Below are 19,559 nucleotides of genomic sequence, written 5' to 3'. Positions count from 1 at the left end.
CGAAAGTCATTCGCGGAAGTCAGCCGATCGAGATAGCGGAGTGTGGACAGCACGGTCTCCGTTCGCGAAGACGAAGGGCCGCGCCGCGGTCTTCACTCGCTGTTTTTAAACCGATAGTGTTGGTTTCCACGCAGAACTGAGCCGGTTTTTCCACCGAGAAGTGAGCCACCTCTGAGTATGGTTTTCTGATCAGGGTTTGGTCAAGGGATTGGCTTTTTCTCCTCTCTTCTGTGCCGCGGCGGCCGAGCTGGCCTTGAAGCGGAAGCTGTCGTTTCCTGTTTCCAGGATGTGGCAACGGTGTGTCAGGCGGTCGAGCAGAGCGGTAGTCATCTTGGCGTCACCGAAGACAGTTGCCCATTCGCTGAAGCTGAGGTTGGTGGTGATGATAACGCTGGTTCGCTCATAAAGCTTGCTCAGCAGGTGGAAGAGGAGCGCTCCACCTGATGCGCTGAACGGAAGGTATCCGAGCTCATCCAGTATCAGCAGATCGAGACGAACCAGCGCTTCGCCAATCTGGCCTGCCTTGCCTTTTACCTTCTCCTGCTCAAGCGCATTGACCAATTCGATGGTTGAGAAGAAGCGGACCTTGCGGCGATGATGCTCGATCGCCTGGACACCGAGGGCGGTCGCGACGTGTGTTTTTCCTGTGCCCGGTCCGCCGACGAGCACGATATTCTGCGCTCCGTCGATGAACTCGCACCGGTGCAACTGTCGCACCGTCGCTTCATTGATCTCGCTGGAGGCGAAGTCGTATCCGGAGATATCCTTGTAGGCTGGGAAGCGCGCAGCCTTCATATGGTAGGCGATGGAGCGTACTTCACGTTCAGCCATTTCGGCTTTCAGCAATTGGGACAGGATCGGCACGGCAGCATCGAAGGCTGGCGCTCCTTGCTCGATCAGGTCCGTGACTGCTTGCGCCATGCCATACATCTTCAGGCTACGAAGCATGATGACGACGGCGGCGCTGGCGGGATCATGACGCATGGCGACCTCCTACGATCTGGACACGTAGGCCATCATAGCGCTCCACGTTTGCCATGGGTTCGCGCACCAAGGTCAGTGCCTGTGGCGTGTCCCGCCATAACTCCTGGCAATGCTGTTCCAACCAGTCATTCAAATACAGTAAATCCGCAAAGTCCGGCATTTGTTGCCACAAGCGTGGTCGGGCATCCTGAACGTTCTTCTCGACCTGTCCCTTCTCCCAGCCTGCGGCGGGATTGCAGAACTTTGGCGCAAAAACGTAGTGGTTCGTCATCGCAAGGAACCGGATGTTGACCTGCCGCTCCTTGCCGTGACCGACGCGATCAACCGCCGTCTTCATGTTATCGTAGATGCCGCGAGCAGGGACGCCGCCGAACACACGGAAGCCGTGCCAATGGGCGTCAAAAAGCATCTCATGCGTCTGCAACAGGTAGGCTCTGACCAGAAATGCTCGACTGTGCGATAGCTTGATATGTGCGACCTGCAGCTTCGTCCGCTCGCCATCGATGACGGCATAGTCTTCACTCCAGTCGAATTGGAATGCCTCGCCTGGGCCGAAAGACAGCGGCACAAATATGCCGCGACCCGTCGTCTGCTGCTCACGTTGCCGGTCAGCCCGCCAATCACGCGCGAAGGCGGCAACCCGACCATAGGAGCCGGTAAAGCCGAGAACCACCAGATCGGCATGAAGCTGCTTTAAAGTTCGGCGCTGCTTGCGGGACCTCCCGGCCTCGGTCTTCAGCCAGGCCGCCAGCTTATCGGCAAACGGATCAAGCTTGCTTGGTCGTTCCGGTACCCTGAACGTCGGCTCGATTGTACCTGCGCTCAGATACTTCGCGATCGTGTTGCGCGACAGCCCGGTGCGGCGACTGATCTCACGGATCGACTGCTTCTCGCGCAGCGCCATCCGACGGATGATGTTTAAAAGTCCCATGTGGATCACTCCGTTGCCCCCGTCGCTCACAGCGTTGGGGGAAGGTTCACATGGCTCAATTCTCAATGGAAATTATGCGCCTAACCGGCTCAGTTCCGCGTGGAAACCAACAATCAGACTGCTGAAGAAGCAAGGCCTCGCGCCAAAGCGGTTTATCACCGATAAACTGCATTCATACGCTTCGGCAAAGCGAGATGTGATGCCGACCGTAGGACATAGATCTCACAAGGGTCTCAACAACTGCGCGGAGAATTCCCATCTACCGCTGAGAAAACGAGGGCGAGTGATGCGGGGCTTCCGATCCGTGGGCGGCTTGCAACAATTTATCTCGGTTTTTTCAGCAGTCCGAAATCATTTCGTCCCCTCGCACCAGAAGCACTCAGCCCTTGCCGCCCAAATTCATCGGATCCGCGCTATGGCGCAGTGGAAGGCCGTGACCGGCGCAGCGCCCTGAGTCGACTGAAAGCGCTTCATCGGCCTCAGTGAAACAACGTGACAACGCCCGATGAACTGCTGGCCCGTTACGGCGCGGACGCGGACTTCAGGGGAGAATTTGTTCGTCGCTTTGCTTGTCATAGACCCTACTTCTCACGAGTTGGGGTCTCCGGCAAAGCCGGCGCGGTTCAGTCCGAAAAGCCGACAATAGGCCATATGACCCCGAGTAGAGTGAGCGTGCTCCAGTTCTATAGTCATAAATAAATTACCTAAATATAATGTAAATTCTGCAACTTAAACCTCTATTTTTTCCATTGACTACTTACCAAAATTGTATTTGCATGGTTGCAATTAATTCCAAGGCGCAACCTAAATTTTGACGATATCTATTAATTAAAATTCATTAAGGGATTCGCTCTGCATAGATTAAAAGCATTAAGATCGAAATTCAATCGGGTTGGCTCAATTTATATTCGCAGTCGCGGCGCGGAATAACGAAAAAGAGCATCTTTTGACGACCTTTCTTCTTGTTCATCGATAATAAAATTTTCTATAGTCTTGAAATAATATTCTTAGTCATATCTTAAAAACAAAAATGATTTTCTGTTGAATCAATTAAAAAATCAAAACGAGAGGATTGTAATTGTTATCATGGTTTATATTTCGAGTATTGTTCCTTTGCCGCTTGCCATAACGAAGAAAGTGCCAAACCTTATCACATTCACCGGATTTGCTGATGGTAAGGAGCATTTCGCGTTAGACTTTCGTGAACCGAGCTCGGATATTCATTTTGTCCGAATTCATTCAGAGTGCATTACAGGAGATTTGTTCCATTCTGAGCGATGTGACTGTGGAGCACAGCTGAATGAAGCACTGCAGATAATGGATAAGGCATCAGGCGTGATTATCTACCTCCGCCAAGAGGGTCGAGGTATCGGGCTCATCCAGAAAATGAAGGCCTACCAGCTCCAAATCGAGGGTTTGGACACATTTGAGGCGAACCGCCAACTTGGTGAGCCAAACGATGCGCGCGACTTCGGTATAGCTGCCGATATGTTAGGGGCGTTAGGTGTGAACAAGATCCGTCTTGTCAGCAACAATCCTGAGAAGAAAAAAGCTATTGAGGACTCGGGCATCCAAATTGTCGATCTCGTTACAACTAGAGTCTACGAGACCGCACACAACAAATCATATCTTAAAGCAAAGAGAAATCATGGGCACCTGCTCACGAAATAAACTGGATCTGGATCAATGATGAAGCACGAAACTCCAATTAGTGGGATTACATCTTCGCAGTCTTACGTCGCTACTGCAGGATACGATGGGCGAGTACTGATCTGGAATAAGGAGATCACGCCAATTTCGCGCGGTTGGCACGATCATCTTGTCAATCACTGCGATATTGCGCCCGATGAAAGTTCACTTGCATCTGCTAGTAGCGACGGTTCAGTTCGACTGTGGAAGTTACCAAAGTTGGATCTTGTTGGAGTTTCGCGAGCCCACAAGGACGACGTTATGAAGGTGCGCTTCTCACCTGATGGGCGGTATATCGCGTCCTGCTCATATGACGGGAGCATATGTATCTTCAACAGGGAACTTGAACTGCTTCATCAATTGTCGGGGCACACCAGCCTGATCGAAGATATGGTTTGGAGCCCGGACAGCGGGAGTCTTCTATCTTGCGGAACCGATTGTCGGCTGATCTTGTGGGATGCCACCAAGGGAATGCGAGCGAAGGAGATTGGGACCGGGGACGCTGACATGGATACCGCCGTTTTCACGGAGGATGACATCGTCGCCGTGGGCAATGACAATGGTGAACTGATCTTTTATAACAAAGTACTTGAGGAGCAGTATCGGGTGAAGTGCCATGATTCCGGCATAAAGTGCCTGACAGTAAACGCTCATCGGACGTTGCTCCTCTCGCTGGGCTATGATGGAAAGGCAAAGGTTTGGTCACTCAAGGGTGGCAAGGTCAAACTGACCCAAAACGCCGAAATCCCTGCTATCATTTGGCCACGGTCCGCGTCATTTTTATCCGACGATGAGATCGCGTTTGCGACCTTCGGCTCCCATCCTGGCACTTGGAATCTCAGCCAAAACGTGTGGGACCTTTCAAGGGTCGAGCCTTCAGTGTCATTGAATGGGGTTTACTCAGATGGAAGCTCCATATGGGCGGTCGGGGATGCTGGCGTGGTTCGTAAAGACGGCGCAGTAATTGGTGAGGTGGGTTCGCTATGCAACTTTGTCATCAGTTCGAACGGGCTAACGCTAACAGGTGGACAAACAGGCCACATCTATAACGTTTCTACCGGCGACATAATTCATTCACACACGTCACCACTAAACTGCGCCACCTTGGTTGAAAGCGTTGGATCGAAATATGTCTGTATCGGTGCCTATTCAGGTGACGTCGTCGTTATAGAATTGGTAGGTAGTACGCCAACTTATGTACGAACAATAAGCGCTAACAGTAACGCTATCAAAGGAATCGATACAGTCGGCACTTGCGTACTGACGGGCTGCGCTGATGGTGAGCTCGTGATGGTGGATCCAATCGGCGACAAAATCGTCAAGCGGTTCCCTTCAATTCACAACGGCATCCTGAACAATGTCACCGCTGTCAAGGAAGGTACGTACGCGTCTATCTCACGAGATTTGACGCTGGTACTTTGGAATGAAGGCAGCGAGCCGGAACAATTCCCATCCCGTCACGAGCACTCAATTAAATCAATAGCATCAAGTGGCGATGGATCCTACGTCTGTTGTGGAAGCTACCGTGGCACCATCGACATCTTCGACGTGGCAGCGAAAAAATGGACTAACGGGTATAAGAAAATTTCAGCGACTGGTATCTCAGCCATTACATGGCATGAACCCGATAATTGCTTCTACGCCTCATCCTACGACGGAAACATTTATGCAGTAAAAGTCGCCTAAGTGATAGAAGAAGGCCAAATTCACTTGTTTATAAATTTCCCCTTGAACAAATATAAATTCTTGTCAGGAAAATTCAAAAGCATTTCAACAATTTACATCGAGAATCTGGCCTTCCTATTTATGCCTTTTTTGGATCTCGCATTCTTAAGTCTAAGTCATAATGAATTGATTATAACATATGGCATGATGCTACCATGGTTCTTTATAACCGAAATTTCTATAAACTCGATAGTAATTCTTGTCAGCGGCGAAGAAATTACGCATAAGCGCGAAAATGGGCGATTTTTCAAGCGAAGAATTAAATTAGCTGTAATGATCGTAACTTTAATAAATATCACTATTACGATCATCGCAGCCGCTATAACGGCATATATTATCGCGCCAATTAAATTCTGGTTTATTTTTCTGTATTTCGTCGTCTTCACCATCGGATTTGCGGTCTACGCGCAACGCAAAATGGCAGCAATCGAAGTAACTAGCTTGGGAAATCCGAGCGTTGCCTTGACGGGATCAATTTTAGGTGTCTGCTCTAATCTTGGATTTAATATACTGGCTTTACAAGTATTCGAAACAAAGTCACTATACTACGTTCTCGCCATCGCGTCGTCAACAATCATAGCTTATTTTATCTCGTGGTTCTACATAAGGCTGAAGATCACGGATGTTGGATACTACTACCCAGATGAGCCCAGTAAATTATCAAGCGTTTTCTCATCTATATTGCGCCCATTAACGACTCAATTTGCGTGTTCGTTGGAGTTGATTTCGTCGCAAGCTTACACGCTTGTAATCATCACACTTTTATTTGCTGTAAGTTCTGAATTCGTTTACGTGCGTTCGTTTTTGGCGCAGTTCTTTCTCTTTGTGACGGCAACCGGCATTGCGGTGAGTATCTACTGCAACAACATTATCTCAGAAATTTTTTCAGGGGGTAAATTGGCGGTGAGGAAAGAAATTCAACAGAACATCGCATATATTCTGATTATATCTTTCCTACAAGCCATCTTTGTTGTCGCCGGTATTTACGCACTTTTTCAACTTGGATTCTTCGGCACTGAGTTGAGCTATATCGGGATCCAGTCTCTCATCGTTGGTGTGTTTATCTATGCCATTTATGAGCCACTGAAGGCAACAAACATAATGTTGCTCACTGCCATCCGTAGGCTGCACATGGCAGCTGTACCAACTGCCATTTCAGTTACGTCAAATGCTGTCGCTGTGTGCTGCGCCATCTTGGTGACACTGAATTTTGAAAGCGAAATCCTCATTTTCACCACGATCTTTGCAACCGTTTTCGCTGAAGAGCTGTTTCGGTGCTCAGTATACAACTGGTATCTCAAATCGAAACTAACGGGGGATGAAGTCTATGGTTAAAGCACCCGGTCGATTTGCATTAATTGTAGCTTCTTTCGATGGCCTTGTTTCTGTGCGAACGGGTGTCGGTATTGTAGTCTCTGCGTTCTTCGAGGAATACAAATATATCGTTGATCTTCTGCAAATCGATAATAGAGATTTAGATCTCTATGCTTTGTCCCCGTTTTTGCAGCATGGTGCTAGTGAATTTGATGCTTCGACATTCAATGCCACGCGTATGGTCTGTGAGCAGAACGGCGGTGCGGTGATAGAGTTCCCGTCTTTTTCGAAAGGCGAAAACCGCAGTAAAATATGGGCCCCAAAGCAAAAGGGAACCTCTGGTGCGTTGCAATGGCGCAGCATGGCACTGGCTTCAGCCGCTTGTGTTGAGACTATAGCGACACGATATGATCGCGTCTTGGTTATTCACCACGACACGATTCTTTCACAACTTCCACGTTATATACATTCGGGCAACGTGAAGACTATTTGGGTGCCGCACTCCCTTGCGTCTGTATTCAACAATGACTGGGCAATAACTACAATTCCTTTCGAGCGAAAGGCAGTTGAACACTTGCGTTCCGGAAAGAACTCCGTTGGCTACATTAGCGGACAGTTCCGTGACGCGCTCCAAAGCATGCTCGAATCAAATGCTATGAGCCGCAATGCGATCACGCTTCACCCGCTGAGTAATAACTTCGCAAAGATCACTTTTCCGAGATTTTCGGAAGAAAACGTCAGAAAAATATTGCAACGATATCATATACCTCTAGATAGACCTCTGGTTTTTTCTTGGGCGAGGTGTGTCGAACAGAAGGGCTGGGACCTACTGCTCCCTGAGATCGAGAAGGTCATTCAGACGGCATATAAAGATTTTCACTTTGTATTGGTCGTTGCGTTTAAGCCGGAAACCACTGATTATCAAACCCAGATAAACACTTTTTTGTATCGTTTAGAGGCACATCCGAACATAACGGTGCTGCGTGAATTTGACGACTTGTTGCCAAAGGTCATTTTGAACCATCGCGGTTTGGATACCGTGATTTTGCCGTCTCGTGCAGAGGGAATGAGCCTTGCTGGGCTTGAAATACGAAATCAAAATCGCTCTGACATCAAGGTCATCTGTTCTGACATCTACTCTTTCCGAGAGACATTTACTGACTGCCCCAACGCCCATTTTTTTGATCCAACGCTCAAAGGCAGCCTTTTCCATGCGTTGATCACTGCGGCCAAGTCAAACACTAATGAATACTCAGTAACAACTTCGGATCGAGCCTATTTGAGTTATGCGACCGCAATTTCACTGGAGCTGGAACTATGAGTATCGTTTCTTTGAGCGAGAGAACTAACAGAAAGCTCTGCTCACAAGAGGAGTATAGTAGCGATAGGATTTTTTACGGGTCCGAGCGATTTTCGCTAGGGTTACCCAGCAGCTTTACGCACACTAGTGCTGAAGACACTACGTCTGTGGATGAGCTAACTTCTAAGTCTACCAAGGAGCTTGTCGGCATCGTTGGCGGAACGGACAATCCGAGCGTTCGGTATCATGCCGGCTTGATCTTAAGCTTACGTGGAGATCCTCGGATTTCGATCAGAGAACCCAATATGGTCCGTATCAACGGAGGGGCTTACCCGGTCGGCTCTACAGTCAATGTCATTGAACAAGTCCTACTTGATTATGTGCATCTAGATTTGGACCGCAAGTGGCTTTTTAAAGAGTACCCAAAACATGACGTCGAGGTTGCGGACTTCTTCATAGGTAAGTATCCGGTGACCAACAGCGAGTATTTGGAGTTTTTAGCTAAGAGTGGATATAATCGCATTCCGACATCTTGGATACTTGGTCGTTTCCCAACAGAAAAGCGTAATCATCCTGTATTCAATGTACTTCCAGAAGATGCTATTGCGTATATCGACTGGCTCAATCTCGAAACTGGTAGACAGTTCCGGCTTCCCACAGAATACGAGTGGGAAATTGCTGCTACCGGAGGTGATGGGCGACAGTACCCTTGGGGAGATCACTTCAATCCCGCATACTGCAACACGGTAGAAGGGAATGTTCTAGGGAGTACGCCGGTGGGTATGTATGAGGGTATGGCACCATGCGCATATGGTCTCTGCGACATGGCGGGGAACGTTGAAGAGTACGTGGCTGATGACTACCGCCCCTATCCAGGCGGCGAAGCGATCAAGGACCATCTGAATCACGATGCTGATTATTATCGTATTGCTCGCGGTGGAAGCTTCGGGCGATTTGGTGATTTAGCGAGATGCCAACGTCGTCATGGGCTTTTCCCGGAGAGCGTGCGGGCGATCTTTCCGATGGGATTCCGTCTCGCGGAGAACGTTTCGTGAAGCCAGAAATCGCTCACATCCACAGCGGCGAGCTGTCGCTTGCCATAGCGCGACATGTGCTCGCACCTGACGTGATGGCAATCGGTGGCGATTTCAAGAATCCAAAGCCGGTTAATAGCAATAACGCTGAGCGATTTGAACAAACGGAACCCTACATACTTTACTTCGGAAAAAAATTAGCAGCGGATTATCCTTTCGAAGATTTACTTATAACTAACCACTACCACCGACTAGGCAACAATACGGACAGACCGTATATGCCGCATATTTTCCCACAGAGTGATTATGGATATTGCGGTGCAGGGTCGGTCCAATTCGGCTTCATCGGACAGAGGCGCGCAGAATATCAAGCAAAACTAAGTGAGTGTCGTTTATCTGTTGACAGTGAATTAAATGTTATTGATGTGACCTTTGGCTCCAATTGCGGCTGTGTTGATGTTACCCAGCGATATCTTTTTGACCCACACCATGATATATTGCGTGTGAAAACTTGGATTAAGAATAAGGCGCACATGCCGTTAGTAATTAATTGGCTGCCAACGCTCTCGATGAACTTGCCCGGCTACGTCACTCACGCAACCTTCTTCAACGGGCGTTGGTCCAAAGAATTCAAGCGGAACGAGTTCAAGATTACCGGCGGATCTTATATCTCGCAGTCGAATGCAAACAAGACGAGTCTATATAGTGCACCCTTGGCGCTTGCGTCCGATTCTGAGCTCGAAGAGACAAGAGGACAAGTATTTGCATTTGCACTAGCATGGAGTGGCAGTCACCGGGTGATCGTTGATTGCCTTTGGGAGGGGTCATCTCAAATACAGCTCGGCGAGCAGCAGAGTAGCGCAGGGCTTATAGTCACACCGAACGAAACCTGCGAGCTCGCGGACGCTCTTGCAACTTACTCCGCATACGGTACCAACGGTATCTCTAAGCGGTTTCAGACATACTGGAAGGCCCAAAAGGAACAATGCGAAGGACGAGAAAGTGCCAAGCAGAGGAATCCCGTTGTGTTGAACACTTGGGCAGCCCTTTTCTTCCAGCACAATCGGGAAATTGCCCTCGACCTGATAGACAAAGCGGCTAGTTTGGGCATCGAGCTGATCTGTATTGATGATGGTTGGTTCACTAACCGAAACGACGACAATGCCGGGCTGGGCGAATGGATCGAAGATATCAATAAATATCCAAACGGGCTCGGAGAAATCAGAGAACGCGCCAAGGCACGCGGATTGAAATTCGGGCTTTGGTTCGAGCCAGAAATGGTTTCTCCAACATCTACGATTGCCAAGCAACATCCAGACTGGGTTATGGGAATTGCCGATGCTCCGAGCATGATGAAAAACGGATTCGATACACAATCGCTGCCTCAATGGCGCAATCAACTGTGCTTGGATCTCAGCAACCCACACGCCTACGAATACATCAAGGGACGGCTTATACACTATATCGACACATACAGCCTCGATTATCTGAAATTAGACAACAATCGTGACATGTATCCGACTACTAAGGGTCGCGACCATACTTTGAATTTGTATAGGCTTTTGTCAGAGCTTCGTGATCTCCGGCCCGAGATGTTGATCGAGACTAGTTCCAGCGGCGGTGGACGGATCGACTTTGGTATCATGAACCTCGTCGACAAGTTCTGGTTGAGCGACAATGACGATCCTATCGACCGCGCGGAGATGTTAAAGAACGTTTCAATATTCTATCCTATTTCACGAACTGGATCTCATGTCCCAGGTGTAAAAACTAACATGAGCAACCGACAGCTTCCCAATGCAATTCGCGTCGTAGCTCCAATGTTTGGCTCGTTCGGGTTCGAATGCAACTTAATGAACTGCACTGAAACCGATCTCGAACAATTCAAGTTGGGCGTTGAGTTTTACAAACAACACCGAAAACACTTCGCAGATGGATGTCATGCGATCGAGCCGCAAGCAAACTCCGGTATCATCGTGCAGTCGATAACTGATGAGTTCAAGTCGTTTTCGATTGTAAGCGTCGTCCGGCTTGAAATGACAGAATTTGCCTATCATCGGCCTATTCGAATTTCATGTCTTGCTCCTGACATGATGTATTGCGTCAGGATTTCCGCCATTCTCGATCCGAGTGTAACACGTCGTATAGACTGTCTACAACACTGGACACACACTGGTTGGAAGATGAGTGGTAGCGTTCTTGCTGAGGTCGGTATCAGAATTCCTATCGCATACGCCAATATGGCGATGCTGCTTGAGATAAAATCATTAGATCGGGGTTGAACTGTGACAGATCCAATGCCTCTACACACTTTGACTGAGAAGAACGAACGGGAGATGGTTCAAATTGAACTGTATACTGATCACCTTGACGATTATGCCGATCTATTTGCTAGATTGTTCAGCTTTTCGTTGATCGAAGAGAAGCCCGGTTGGCGGCAACTGCGGCATCCAGCCTATTTCGATCTCATGCTCTTCTCTCCGGAAAGGAATGAATTTGGTGAAAGCCACTGGGTGCTTCCGGAAAGGGGTGAAGGCGGGAAGGGCATCGAGATCGTCATCTGCATACCAGAACTCGGCAATATAAGAGAAGAAATTATCACTCACGGATTCGAATGCTCGGAATTAAGGTATCCACCTTGGGGAAGCGCAGAGTTTTTCTTCAAGCTTCACGAAGGTTACTTTATTCGAGTAAAGCAACCACGCGAATTCCGGAAGTGAACGCCCTTTGGCATTCTGTCTTGTATCCTCTACGAATATCGGAGTAAATTCTGTGACAGCATTGGTCGAAATGACCCGTTCGTTTGGGATGATGGCATCCAGCAATATAGAAATGCTACAAATGTCCGCGGGCGTGAATTGGTTCCCGGTAGTCGACGAGGTAGTGAGGCTGCTCGACTTCGAGGTACACCACCAAATTACTCTACGCAACTACGGTAATTCTGGAGGTGCAAGGTTTTTAACGGGCTTTCTTGAGCGGATCCTCTTAGGACCCCACCACCCAACCCATAGCATTTGCCTGACGAATGGCACCAGCAATGCAGCCTTCATGATCTGCAAAGTGCTCAAGGAGACGTCTGGCATCTCCAACTTGATAACGGTGGATCCAGGGTATCCCCATTACGAGTTCTTGAGTAGCCAACTCGGCCTTGTTCCGAACTTGGTTCCTGCGGAACTAACTGGCGACATTAGTCAAATTGGAATTAATATCGTAAACCGGGTGGCGCGAAACCGCAACTCTGTGATCGGACTGATTGATCCACTGAATCCAAGCGGTAGCCTTTTAAGGGAAGGTCATCTGCGAGAGATTGCTGAGATTGCACGAGAACAAGACAGCTACGTGATCTTAGACACCGTTTGCCTAATGCCTGGAGATGACTGGCGTTTACAGAATGTGATGAGATTAGTTCGGGATTACGACAACCTGTTCATCATCGGATCAAATTCAAAATATGCGGGGCTTGCGGGACTTCGCACTGGGATTTGCGTGCATCCGAAGTCTTTTACAGAGAAAATCACGCGGGCGATGTTGTTACAATGCCTGAACCCAGTTGTGTTCGGGTCCGTTGCGAATGGCCTAGTGTGGGCCGCAAGATGCTCGCCCTCCAATATGCGACAACAGAGCCCTCAGCTTATAGAGCGCGCTTTCAACAGATATTTGGCGAGATTGTTTAGGGAGTATCCATCCGATTACGACTTCGAGGCGGTATCGAAGCTGGATATCGCGAAATCAATCACACGGCTTACGGCTCAATTCGCAGCCGTAGAGACAGATCTAAAACAAAATTGGCTGCTTTTACAGCAGTTCTGTAAAACTTTGGGATTGCAGGCTCCAAAACGTGATGCGGGTTTCAACGTTCTTTTGCCGCTTTCAGAAGCACTTCCGAACGTCGACGAGAATATTTTTTTTACGAGCGCACTCGAAAAAGGGCTCGGTTTATTGACTTCTAGAAACTTCTCGTCGGCTACACGCGATGCTCGGCAGTCGTGGTTCGTGCGGCTTGGCCTCGCCATCCCAGTCTTATGTTTTGAAGAGGCACTTGACCGGCTTAAAGTGCTTTTATTTGATCTAATGACACGCAATGAGCGAGCTTTTGGAGTATAAACGCACCCTGGTAAGAAATAAGGCTTACACGGAACTTATCGGAACTGAAGGTACGTTTATCGCGAACAGATAGATGGTAGCCAGTTCACGACGCCACATCATTATTTATAGTTAGGGCAGACAGTTATCCTACAGCGTGTCGCGTTCAATGGTCCTCGATTGAACGATAACGTACATGCGGCAAGAAAAGATCGAAAGCGCGTCTCTACTGAATCCACCAAGGTGCGCTGCGTTTTGGTAGAAATAAAACGAAAATATATTGATTCGACGGCACCTACTCACTGATTAAGTACACAGTACACTGGAAACAATGAGAGAGAGACCAATGCAACTTGGACTAATTATTGGAAGCAATAGAAAAAAATCGCAGTCACGTCGGTTGGCGGATTTTATCGATAATCGTATAAAATCGGGTTACACCAAAGTTGAGACTGAAATATTCGACTTGGCCGAAATTGATGTGCCGCTTTGGAGCGAGGACAAATGGAACACAAACAGTGAGGTTGTAAAAAACTGGGCTCCGACAAGCAGGGCTCTGTCTGAGAAAGACGGGTTCGTAGTGATCTCTCCAGAATGGGCCGGTATGGCGACACCACATCTGAAAAATTTTTTATTGATGTGCGATAGTGGTGAAGTTGCACATAAGCCGGGATTAATCGTTGCCGTAAGTTCTGGACTTGGTGGCGCTTACCCAGTTTCCGAACTCCGTTCGAGCGGCTATAAAAACAACTTTATCTGGTGGCTTCCCGACCACTTAATAATCCGTAAGGTCGACAATCTATTTCTGAGCGAGGAAGAAGAGCTTTCGGATCATCTCGTTAAGCGTATTGATTATTCCTTAAAGTTCTTGATCGAGGCGAGTGTTGCGTTGGCTCCTGTACGGAAAAAGTGCCAAGACCTCAGTACCTATCCCTATGGCATGTAGAGTGCAAGCGCGAAGTAGAACGCATGATGCTGCACCCTTGGTAATTTCGAGCCTTGGGTAGCGGCGGCCTGCACGGAAAACTTCGGAGGAAACGGGCGTTAAATCGTCTGAACTGATTCGATGATTGATACGCTTCTGGCTGGAAATGACAAAGCTATGACATTAGATCGTGTCTTTACGTGTGAAAAATGATTTACGCTGGTACACATCAGAGCGATCAACTAAACAACCGCCAGTAGAATAACGCAGCAATTTTCCGCAGAGACCCAAGTGTGACGTATGGCCACAGATCAAGATGAACGTTGGATGGCAGAAGCCTTGTCACTCGGGATGCAGGAACTCGGGGCAACATGGCCTAATCCTGCCGTTGGATGTATTATCGTTAAAGAGGGCCAGGTTGTGGGACGAGGCTGGACACAGAAGACCGGACGCCCACATGCAGAGGCTGTCGCGCTGGCAGAAGCGGGACCAGCGGCCGAAGGCGCAACTGCCTATGTAACCCTTGAGCCGTGTTCTCATCATGGCAAAACTTCACCTTGTGCCGAGGCGCTGATAGCCGCGAAGGTTGCTCGCGTAGTCGTCGCAACAGAAGACCCTGATCCCCGAGTGTCTGGCCGCGGGTTATCGATCTTACGAGAGGCTGGCGTCGATGTGGCCGTCGGCGTGTTGGAACGTGAAGCACGTGCCTCTAATGCGGGGTTTCTAAAGAGAATTGAGGCAGGGAGACCATTCGTAACATTGAAACTGGCAACCGCACTAGATGGGCGTATCGCGACTGCCAGCGGCGAAAGTCAATGGATCACTGGGCCTGAAGCACGGAAAGAAGTACATGCGATGCGCGCGCGTCACGATGCGGTGATGGTAGGCGGTGGCACTGTCCGTGCGGATAATCCATCATTGACTGTGCGTGGTGTTGGAGAACCGAAAGCGCCGATCAGAATTATTGTATCGGCGGCACTCGATATCGCTGAAGATGGCAACTTAGCGCGCAGTGCACATCATCCGCCCGTCTGGCTGTTCCATGGTCCAGATTGTTCGCGGGAACGATGCGACGCCTGGACGTCTCGTGGCGCACGACTTTTTCAAGCTGAACTAAGCGGAGACCAGCTAGACATGGGTGCCATCATCGCTGCACTAGCCCGGTCGGGAATTACCCGCATCTTTTGCGAAGGAGGCGGAGCGATTGCGGCGAGTTTACTGCGAGCTGCGTGCGTCGATGAAATAGTATACTTCACAGCGGGTCTTTTTCTTGGTAGTGAGGCGCGCCCCGGCATTGGGATATTGGGCATAAAGGATTTGGCATCTACCCAACGCTTCCGTTTGAAAGAATTTCGGCAAGTCGGACGCGATCTTATGCACATATGGGAAACGGAGTAATATCAAGGTGTCAAGCGGCGCGGATTATTGGCTCTGACGTGACCTTGCCCCCAAGTTTTATCCAGTTTTGAGTTCGCTCCAGCGGTTTTTTGACGTGCTCCCCGATTTTGGGCCAGCGGGAGCTGGAATTTTCCGGGGTTAAGGTTCAGTTCGGCGGGGATGCCGATGAGCCGTTCATGAGCGAAATCGGTACTTTGTTGCCGATCGCGCTGTGTGGCCGGAACTCGTTATAGTCTCTACGCCAATCCTCCATCTTTGCCCTTGCGTCGTCAAGGCTCATGAACCAGTGTGCGTTCAAGCACTCGGCGCGGAATTTGCGTAAGCATCCGGCGAAGGCCGCGGGTCAGGCCGCCTGAGCACTCAGCGTCTTGGGTGTCCAGTTCCACGGCAGCAATTGCTCCAGCCTGCTGATCGGCGTGTCGGCAATGTTGGCGAGGACATCGGCTAGCCAGGCTTGTGGGTCGATGTCATTGAGCTTGGCCGTCATGATCAGCGTCGCCATGAAGGCGGCACGATCAGCACCACGATCCGATCCGGCGAAGAGCCATGACTTCCTGCCGAGAGCAAAGCCTCTGAGCGCGCGTTCGGCGGCGTTGTTCGTGAGACAAATTCGGCCATCGTCGAGGAATGACGTAAATCCATCCCAGCGCTTCAGCATGTAGTCGATCGGCTCAGAGACAGGAGAACTGCGCGACAGTTTTACCCGCTCGGTTTGGAGCCAGTTATGCAGTTCTTCGATGAGTGGCTGGCTGTCTTGGCGGCGGCGCTCCAAGCGCTGCTCGGAGCTAAGGCCGTTAATCTCCCGTTCGATATCGAACAGGGCATCGATCCGTTTGACAGCCTCCAGCGCCATCGGCGAGATCGGTGCGGCTTTGCTGCCACGTTTGGCGTTCGCGGCGATGTCGGCCAGCACGAAGAACTTGCGGCGTGAATGTGCCCAGCAGAGTGCTTGGCGCAGAGGCGCGGGATCGCGATCTGCCTTGAACAGCGGATTGTAGCCGCCATAGGCATCCGCCTGCAGAATGCCGGAGAAGGTCTTCAGGTGGCGTTCGGGATGCTCCTGTCGTCGGTCTCGCGTTGCGTAGAACAAAGCTGCAGGCGGTGACAGCCCACCAAACGGCCGGTCATCCCTGACATAGGTCCAGATGCGGCCTGTATCGGTCTTTCCCTTTGCCAGGATCGGCACGGTCGTGTCGTCGCCATGCAGTCGCTCGGCGGCCAGGACATAGGCTTCGATCAACGAATGGATTGGCTTCAGGGCCGCGGCACACGCGCCGACCTGATCGGCAAGCGTCGGCAGGCTGAGGTCAATCCCCTCTCGGGCATAGCGCTCGCTCTGGCGATTGAGCGGCTGATGCTGGGCGAACTTCTCGAACAGGATCATCGCCAGAAGGATGGGGCCGGCAAAGCCGCGAGGTGTCACATGGAAGGGCGCTGGCGTCTGGGTGATCTTCTCGCATTCGCGGCAGGAGAACTTCTCCCGCACGGTCTGAATGACTTTCCACTGACGCGGGATGACCTCCAGGGTTTCGGTGATATCCTCGCCGAGCTTCGACAGCTTTGCCGAGCCGCAGCAGGGGCAACTGACTGGGGCGGCGATAACGACACGTTCACGCGGCAGATGTTCAGGAAAGGGCTTGCGTGACGGACGCTTGCGCTCGAAGGCCCTGACCATCGAGGCTCTGGCTGCGATCTCTGCATCCAGTTCATCTTCGCCGGCATCAGCCTCCAGCTCCTCAAGCTGCAGTTCCATCTGCTCGAGAAGCCGCGCCTTGCGCTCGGAGCGACTGCCGTAGAGGTCGCGCCGGACCTTCTCGATCTCTAGCTTCAGCCGCGCGATTAGCGCCTCGGAATGCGATACGAGCGCCTTCGCGCTGGCAGCTTCCGCCTTGGCGGTCGCCGCCTCTGCCTCGGCAGCAACACGCCGCGCGCGCTCTTGCGCCAGCAGTGCGAGTGCACTGGCAAGGTCGTCCGGAAGCTGTTCGACGGGGGTGTTCATGGCGAGATGGAATCATATTCGCTCCCGCCATTCCAGCATTTTTGTTTATCCGGCCGAGGTCGGTCGCCAGGTTTTTTGCGGCATCCGCCAGTCTATACCTTCCAGCAAATAACTGAGCTGCGCCGGCGTAATCACGACCGTCCCATCGGCCGCCGACGGCCATATGAAGCGTCCCCGTTCCAGCTTCTTCGTGAACAGGCATGCTCCCTGGCCATCATGCCAGATGACCTTGATCAGGCCACCGCCACGACCGCGGAACACGAACAGATGCCCGCACATCGGATCGCGCTTCAGCGTCTCCTGCACCATCAGCGACAGACCGGGAAAGCCTTTGCGCATGTCTGTATGGCCCGTTGCCAGCCAGACCTTCACACCAGCAGGGACCGGGATCATCGCCGACCCAGTACACAATCGAGAATGCGGCCAAGCGCCTCCGTGTCGATGTCGCTATCCACGCGGACGCGCCGACCGCGGCCCAGCTCAATCATCACATCGCTACGCTTGCGGCGAGGCTGCGATGAGGCCGGCGCTTCCGAGGCGGCGCGCTGGGCTGCCGGCGCGGCCTCCGACACGATCACGGGCACCAAGGTGTTCGCCACCTGAAGCGACGGCTCCTCGATCTGGCAGAGTTCCTTGCGCCAACGAAAGAGCTGGCTGACGTGGATGCCGGCCGATCGCGCAATCTCGGAAAGCACCGCCCCAGGCTCAAGGCAGGCTGCAACGAGCCGCTCCTTATCTTCGCGCGACCAGCGCCGACGGCGCTCGACAGACGTGATAACTTCAATCGGATGCTTCGTCATAGGACTACTCCTAGGTCGTGTTGACAAAGTGGATTCCCAAATCAGCGGAAGCGTGATTCAAGACTACCTTTTAGGAGGCGGTTCTGGCTCGCGGCGACCTGACGGATATGGAATGGCGGATCATCGAGGGGTTATTGCCTGCCGAACGCGGTAGGAAGTCCCGGCCCTCGCACGACAATCGACGATACCTGAACGGGATGCTGCATGTTCTTCGGGTCGGATGCCCCTGGCGCGACATGCATGAGCGCTACGGCAAGTGGAACTCAGTCTATGTGCGCTTCCGCCGTTGGGCAGAACAAGGCGTTTGGGACGCTTTGCTTGAAACCCTGGTCGAACTGGGGCTGACGGATGACTGGCAGCACATGATCGATAGCACCACGGTTCGCGGCCACTCTCAGGCTGCGGGCGCTAAAGGGGGACTTATCAGGAGGCTTTTGGTCGATCACGCGGCGGCTTTACGACGAAAATCCACGCCCGTGCAGACGGTCAAGGACGCCCTCTTGGCTTTGTCCTGACAGGCGGGGAGGCATCGGATTACAACGCCGTTCCTGACTTGCTGGCGATACCAGTCAGCAAGCCGAGGCTGTTCCTTGCCGACAAAGGCTACGACGGTGACTTTCTGCGGGAGGAACTCCTGATCCACGGGATCAGGCCGGTCATTCCACCGAAGGTCAACCGAAAGAACCCGCCCGCCTGCGATTTCCACGCTTACAAAGACCGGAACCGCATCGAACGAATGTTCAACCGGCTCAAGCAGTTCCGTCGCGTCGCTACCAGATACGACAAGACCCGAAAATCCTTCTCAGCATTCCTCGCCCTGGCTGCAGCAAAAATATGGCTACCACACTTTGTCAACGCGACCTAGCCGTCGGAATCGGCAACTCGCCAAGTTTCTTTCCGGGCATGGTGTAACTGTTATCGAGATCGCGATGCCCTATCATCTGGAGCGCAGCAGACCTGGCTCGCTTTACTCCGATTACATGCTGAGTGCCAATCTCGGTCGGACGCTGCAGTCCGTCAGACAGGCCGTCTGCGATGGACGAAAGCTCACCCACTGGCTGAAACTCGAAGGTTATCAGGATATCTCCGTTCTCGGAATGAGCCTTGGATCGTGGGTCGCTGGATTGGTGGCGGCGCATGAGCCTGTCGTCTCACGGGCGTCTCTGTTTCTGACAGGCGGAAGTCTTGCCGAAATGGTTTGGTCCGGACGTGCTACCCGATCGATCAGAACAAGCCTGGAGCCGCATCTTTCGCTCTTGCAGTTGGAAAGGGCTTGGGCGCCGCTCAATCTGGGAAACTATACTGAGAAGCTGGCACGGCAAGGTTTGGAAACTCATGTCGTACTGGGGGTACGAGACACAGTTGTGCTGCCGGCTA

16 protein-coding genes and 4 pseudogenes are annotated in these 19,559 nt (G+C 51.3%); 14 read left to right on the top strand and 6 right to left on the bottom strand.

Translation table 11 applies throughout. The features are described 5' to 3' along the window. Positions 1–189: 189 nt before the first annotated feature. Together istB and istA are read right to left on the bottom strand one after the other, a co-directional pair. Entirely contained in the window at positions 190–984 is a 795-nt protein-coding gene (gene istB, locus E8M78_RS21625; protein ID WP_137137009.1) for an IS21-like element helper ATPase IstB, read from the bottom strand. A gap of 94 nt (positions 985–1,078) precedes the next feature. Further along, positions 1,079–1,915, bottom strand: a pseudogene (istA, locus tag E8M78_RS21620) (IS21 family transposase); the annotation flags it as partial. A 112-nt stretch (positions 1,916–2,027) separates the two neighbouring features. Here istA and E8M78_RS21615 point away from each other — a divergent pair. From E8M78_RS21615 to ribD, 11 genes and pseudogenes are all read left to right on the top strand, one after another. Further along, positions 2,028–2,369 (top strand): annotated as a pseudogene (locus tag E8M78_RS21615) (DDE-type integrase/transposase/recombinase); the annotation flags it as partial. 632 nt (positions 2,370–3,001) lie between these two features. Then, entirely contained in the window at positions 3,002–3,586 is a 585-nt protein-coding gene (gene ribA / locus E8M78_RS21610) for a GTP cyclohydrolase II RibA (RefSeq protein WP_137137008.1), read from the top strand. A 15-nt stretch (positions 3,587–3,601) separates the two neighbouring features. Then, positions 3,602–5,290, top strand: coding sequence for a WD40 repeat domain-containing protein (locus E8M78_RS21605; protein WP_137137007.1), 1,689 nt, complete (start codon positions 3,602–3,604; stop codon positions 5,288–5,290). After that, positions 5,291–6,664 (top strand): hypothetical protein, encoded by a 1,374-nt coding sequence (locus tag E8M78_RS21600; protein ID WP_137137006.1) that lies wholly within the window; start codon positions 5,291–5,293, stop codon positions 6,662–6,664. Next, positions 6,657–7,964: a glycosyltransferase family 4 protein gene (locus E8M78_RS21595; protein WP_137137005.1), complete on the top strand. Its 1,308-nt coding sequence runs from the start codon at positions 6,657–6,659 to the stop codon at positions 7,962–7,964. Before E8M78_RS21600 ends, E8M78_RS21595 begins: the two co-directional genes overlap by 8 nt. Before the next feature lie 284 nt (positions 7,965–8,248). Then, entirely contained in the window at positions 8,249–8,998 is a 750-nt protein-coding gene (locus tag E8M78_RS21590; RefSeq protein WP_170973511.1) for an SUMF1/EgtB/PvdO family nonheme iron enzyme, read from the top strand. Next, positions 8,995–11,259 (top strand): alpha-galactosidase, encoded by a 2,265-nt coding sequence (locus tag E8M78_RS21585; protein WP_170973510.1) that lies wholly within the window; start codon positions 8,995–8,997, stop codon positions 11,257–11,259. The genes E8M78_RS21590 and E8M78_RS21585 overlap by 4 nt, the downstream gene beginning before the upstream one ends. Before the next feature lie 54 nt (positions 11,260–11,313). After that, on the top strand, positions 11,314–11,697 hold the full coding sequence (locus tag E8M78_RS21580; protein WP_137137002.1) for a hypothetical protein: 384 nt from the start codon (positions 11,314–11,316) through the stop codon (positions 11,695–11,697). 52 nt (positions 11,698–11,749) lie between these two features. Next, positions 11,750–13,081: a pyridoxal phosphate-dependent aminotransferase gene (locus E8M78_RS21575; protein ID WP_137137001.1), complete on the top strand. Its 1,332-nt coding sequence runs from the start codon at positions 11,750–11,752 to the stop codon at positions 13,079–13,081. A gap of 325 nt (positions 13,082–13,406) precedes the next feature. Then, positions 13,407–14,006, top strand: a complete 600-nt coding sequence (locus E8M78_RS21570) for an NAD(P)H-dependent oxidoreductase (RefSeq protein ID WP_170973509.1) — start codon at positions 13,407–13,409, stop codon at positions 14,004–14,006. A 279-nt stretch (positions 14,007–14,285) separates the two neighbouring features. Beyond that, positions 14,286–15,383, top strand: a complete 1,098-nt coding sequence (gene ribD, locus E8M78_RS21565) for a bifunctional diaminohydroxyphosphoribosylaminopyrimidine deaminase/5-amino-6-(5-phosphoribosylamino)uracil reductase RibD (RefSeq protein WP_137136999.1) — start codon at positions 14,286–14,288, stop codon at positions 15,381–15,383. Positions 15,384–15,528: 145 nt separating this feature from the next. Here the strand turns inward: ribD and E8M78_RS21560 are convergent. The 4 genes and pseudogenes from E8M78_RS21560 to E8M78_RS23985 all read right to left on the bottom strand — a co-directional run. Next, positions 15,529–15,699, bottom strand: a pseudogene (locus E8M78_RS21560) (transposase); the annotation flags it as partial. A 27-nt stretch (positions 15,700–15,726) separates the two neighbouring features. Beyond that, complete coding sequence (locus E8M78_RS21555; protein ID WP_137136998.1) at positions 15,727–17,382, bottom strand: IS66 family transposase; 1,656 nt, start codon at positions 17,380–17,382, stop codon at positions 15,727–15,729. Between the two features lie 45 nt (positions 17,383–17,427). After that, a complete protein-coding gene (gene tnpB, locus E8M78_RS21550) occupies positions 17,428–17,775 on the bottom strand; it encodes an IS66 family insertion sequence element accessory protein TnpB (RefSeq protein ID WP_102020401.1) in 348 nt (115 codons plus the stop codon). Beyond that, positions 17,772–18,182, bottom strand: a complete 411-nt coding sequence (locus E8M78_RS23985) for a transposase (protein WP_246658430.1) — start codon at positions 18,180–18,182, stop codon at positions 17,772–17,774. The genes tnpB and E8M78_RS23985 overlap by 4 nt, the downstream gene beginning before the upstream one ends. Before the next feature lie 107 nt (positions 18,183–18,289). Between E8M78_RS23985 and E8M78_RS24090 the strand changes: the two genes are divergently transcribed. The 3 genes and pseudogenes from E8M78_RS24090 to E8M78_RS21535 all read left to right on the top strand — a co-directional run. Then, the gene (locus tag E8M78_RS24090; RefSeq protein ID WP_281405087.1) at positions 18,290–18,697 is read left to right on the top strand and encodes an IS5 family transposase; all 408 of its coding nucleotides are present in this window, start codon (positions 18,290–18,292) and stop codon (positions 18,695–18,697) included. After that, entirely contained in the window at positions 18,649–19,047 is a 399-nt protein-coding gene (locus E8M78_RS24085; RefSeq protein WP_281405088.1) for an IS5 family transposase, read from the top strand. The genes E8M78_RS24090 and E8M78_RS24085 overlap by 49 nt, the downstream gene beginning before the upstream one ends. 4 nt (positions 19,048–19,051) lie before the next feature. After that, a pseudogene (locus E8M78_RS21535) lies at positions 19,052–19,559 on the top strand (dienelactone hydrolase-related enzyme); the annotation flags it as partial.

Source organism: Rhizobium sp. FKY42, from assembly GCF_005222835.1.
In the GTDB taxonomy this organism is placed as follows: domain Bacteria; phylum Pseudomonadota; class Alphaproteobacteria; order Rhizobiales; family Rhizobiaceae; genus Neorhizobium.
Note: the sequence above shows the minus strand (reverse complement) of the source record. Positions and strands in the feature narration are given on the sequence as shown.

Bases quoted from the DNA above. Each gene is read 5' to 3' on its own strand.
- istB (WP_137137009.1), bottom strand. From the start codon at position 984: ATGCGTCATGATCCCGCCAGCGCCGCCGTCGTCATCATGCTTCGTAGC.
- ribA (WP_137137008.1), top strand. From the start codon at position 3,002: ATGGTTTATATTTCGAGTATTGTTCCTTTGCCGCTTGCCATAACGAAG.
- E8M78_RS21605 (WP_137137007.1), top strand. From the start codon at position 3,602: ATGATGAAGCACGAAACTCCAATTAGTGGGATTACATCTTCGCAGTCT.
- E8M78_RS21595 (WP_137137005.1), top strand. From the start codon at position 6,657: ATGGTTAAAGCACCCGGTCGATTTGCATTAATTGTAGCTTCTTTCGAT.
- E8M78_RS21590 (WP_170973511.1), top strand. From the start codon at position 8,249: ATGGTCCGTATCAACGGAGGGGCTTACCCGGTCGGCTCTACAGTCAAT.
- E8M78_RS21580 (WP_137137002.1), top strand. From the start codon at position 11,314: ATGGTTCAAATTGAACTGTATACTGATCACCTTGACGATTATGCCGAT.
- E8M78_RS21570 (WP_170973509.1), top strand. From the start codon at position 13,407: ATGCAACTTGGACTAATTATTGGAAGCAATAGAAAAAAATCGCAGTCA.
- ribD (WP_137136999.1), top strand. From the start codon at position 14,286: ATGGCCACAGATCAAGATGAACGTTGGATGGCAGAAGCCTTGTCACTC.
- E8M78_RS21555 (WP_137136998.1), bottom strand. From the start codon at position 17,382: ATGAACACCCCCGTCGAACAGCTTCCGGACGACCTTGCCAGTGCACTC.
- tnpB (WP_102020401.1), bottom strand. From the start codon at position 17,775: ATGATCCCGGTCCCTGCTGGTGTGAAGGTCTGGCTGGCAACGGGCCAT.
- E8M78_RS23985 (WP_246658430.1), bottom strand. From the start codon at position 18,182: ATGACGAAGCATCCGATTGAAGTTATCACGTCTGTCGAGCGCCGTCGG.
- E8M78_RS24090 (WP_281405087.1), top strand. From the start codon at position 18,290: ATGGAATGGCGGATCATCGAGGGGTTATTGCCTGCCGAACGCGGTAGG.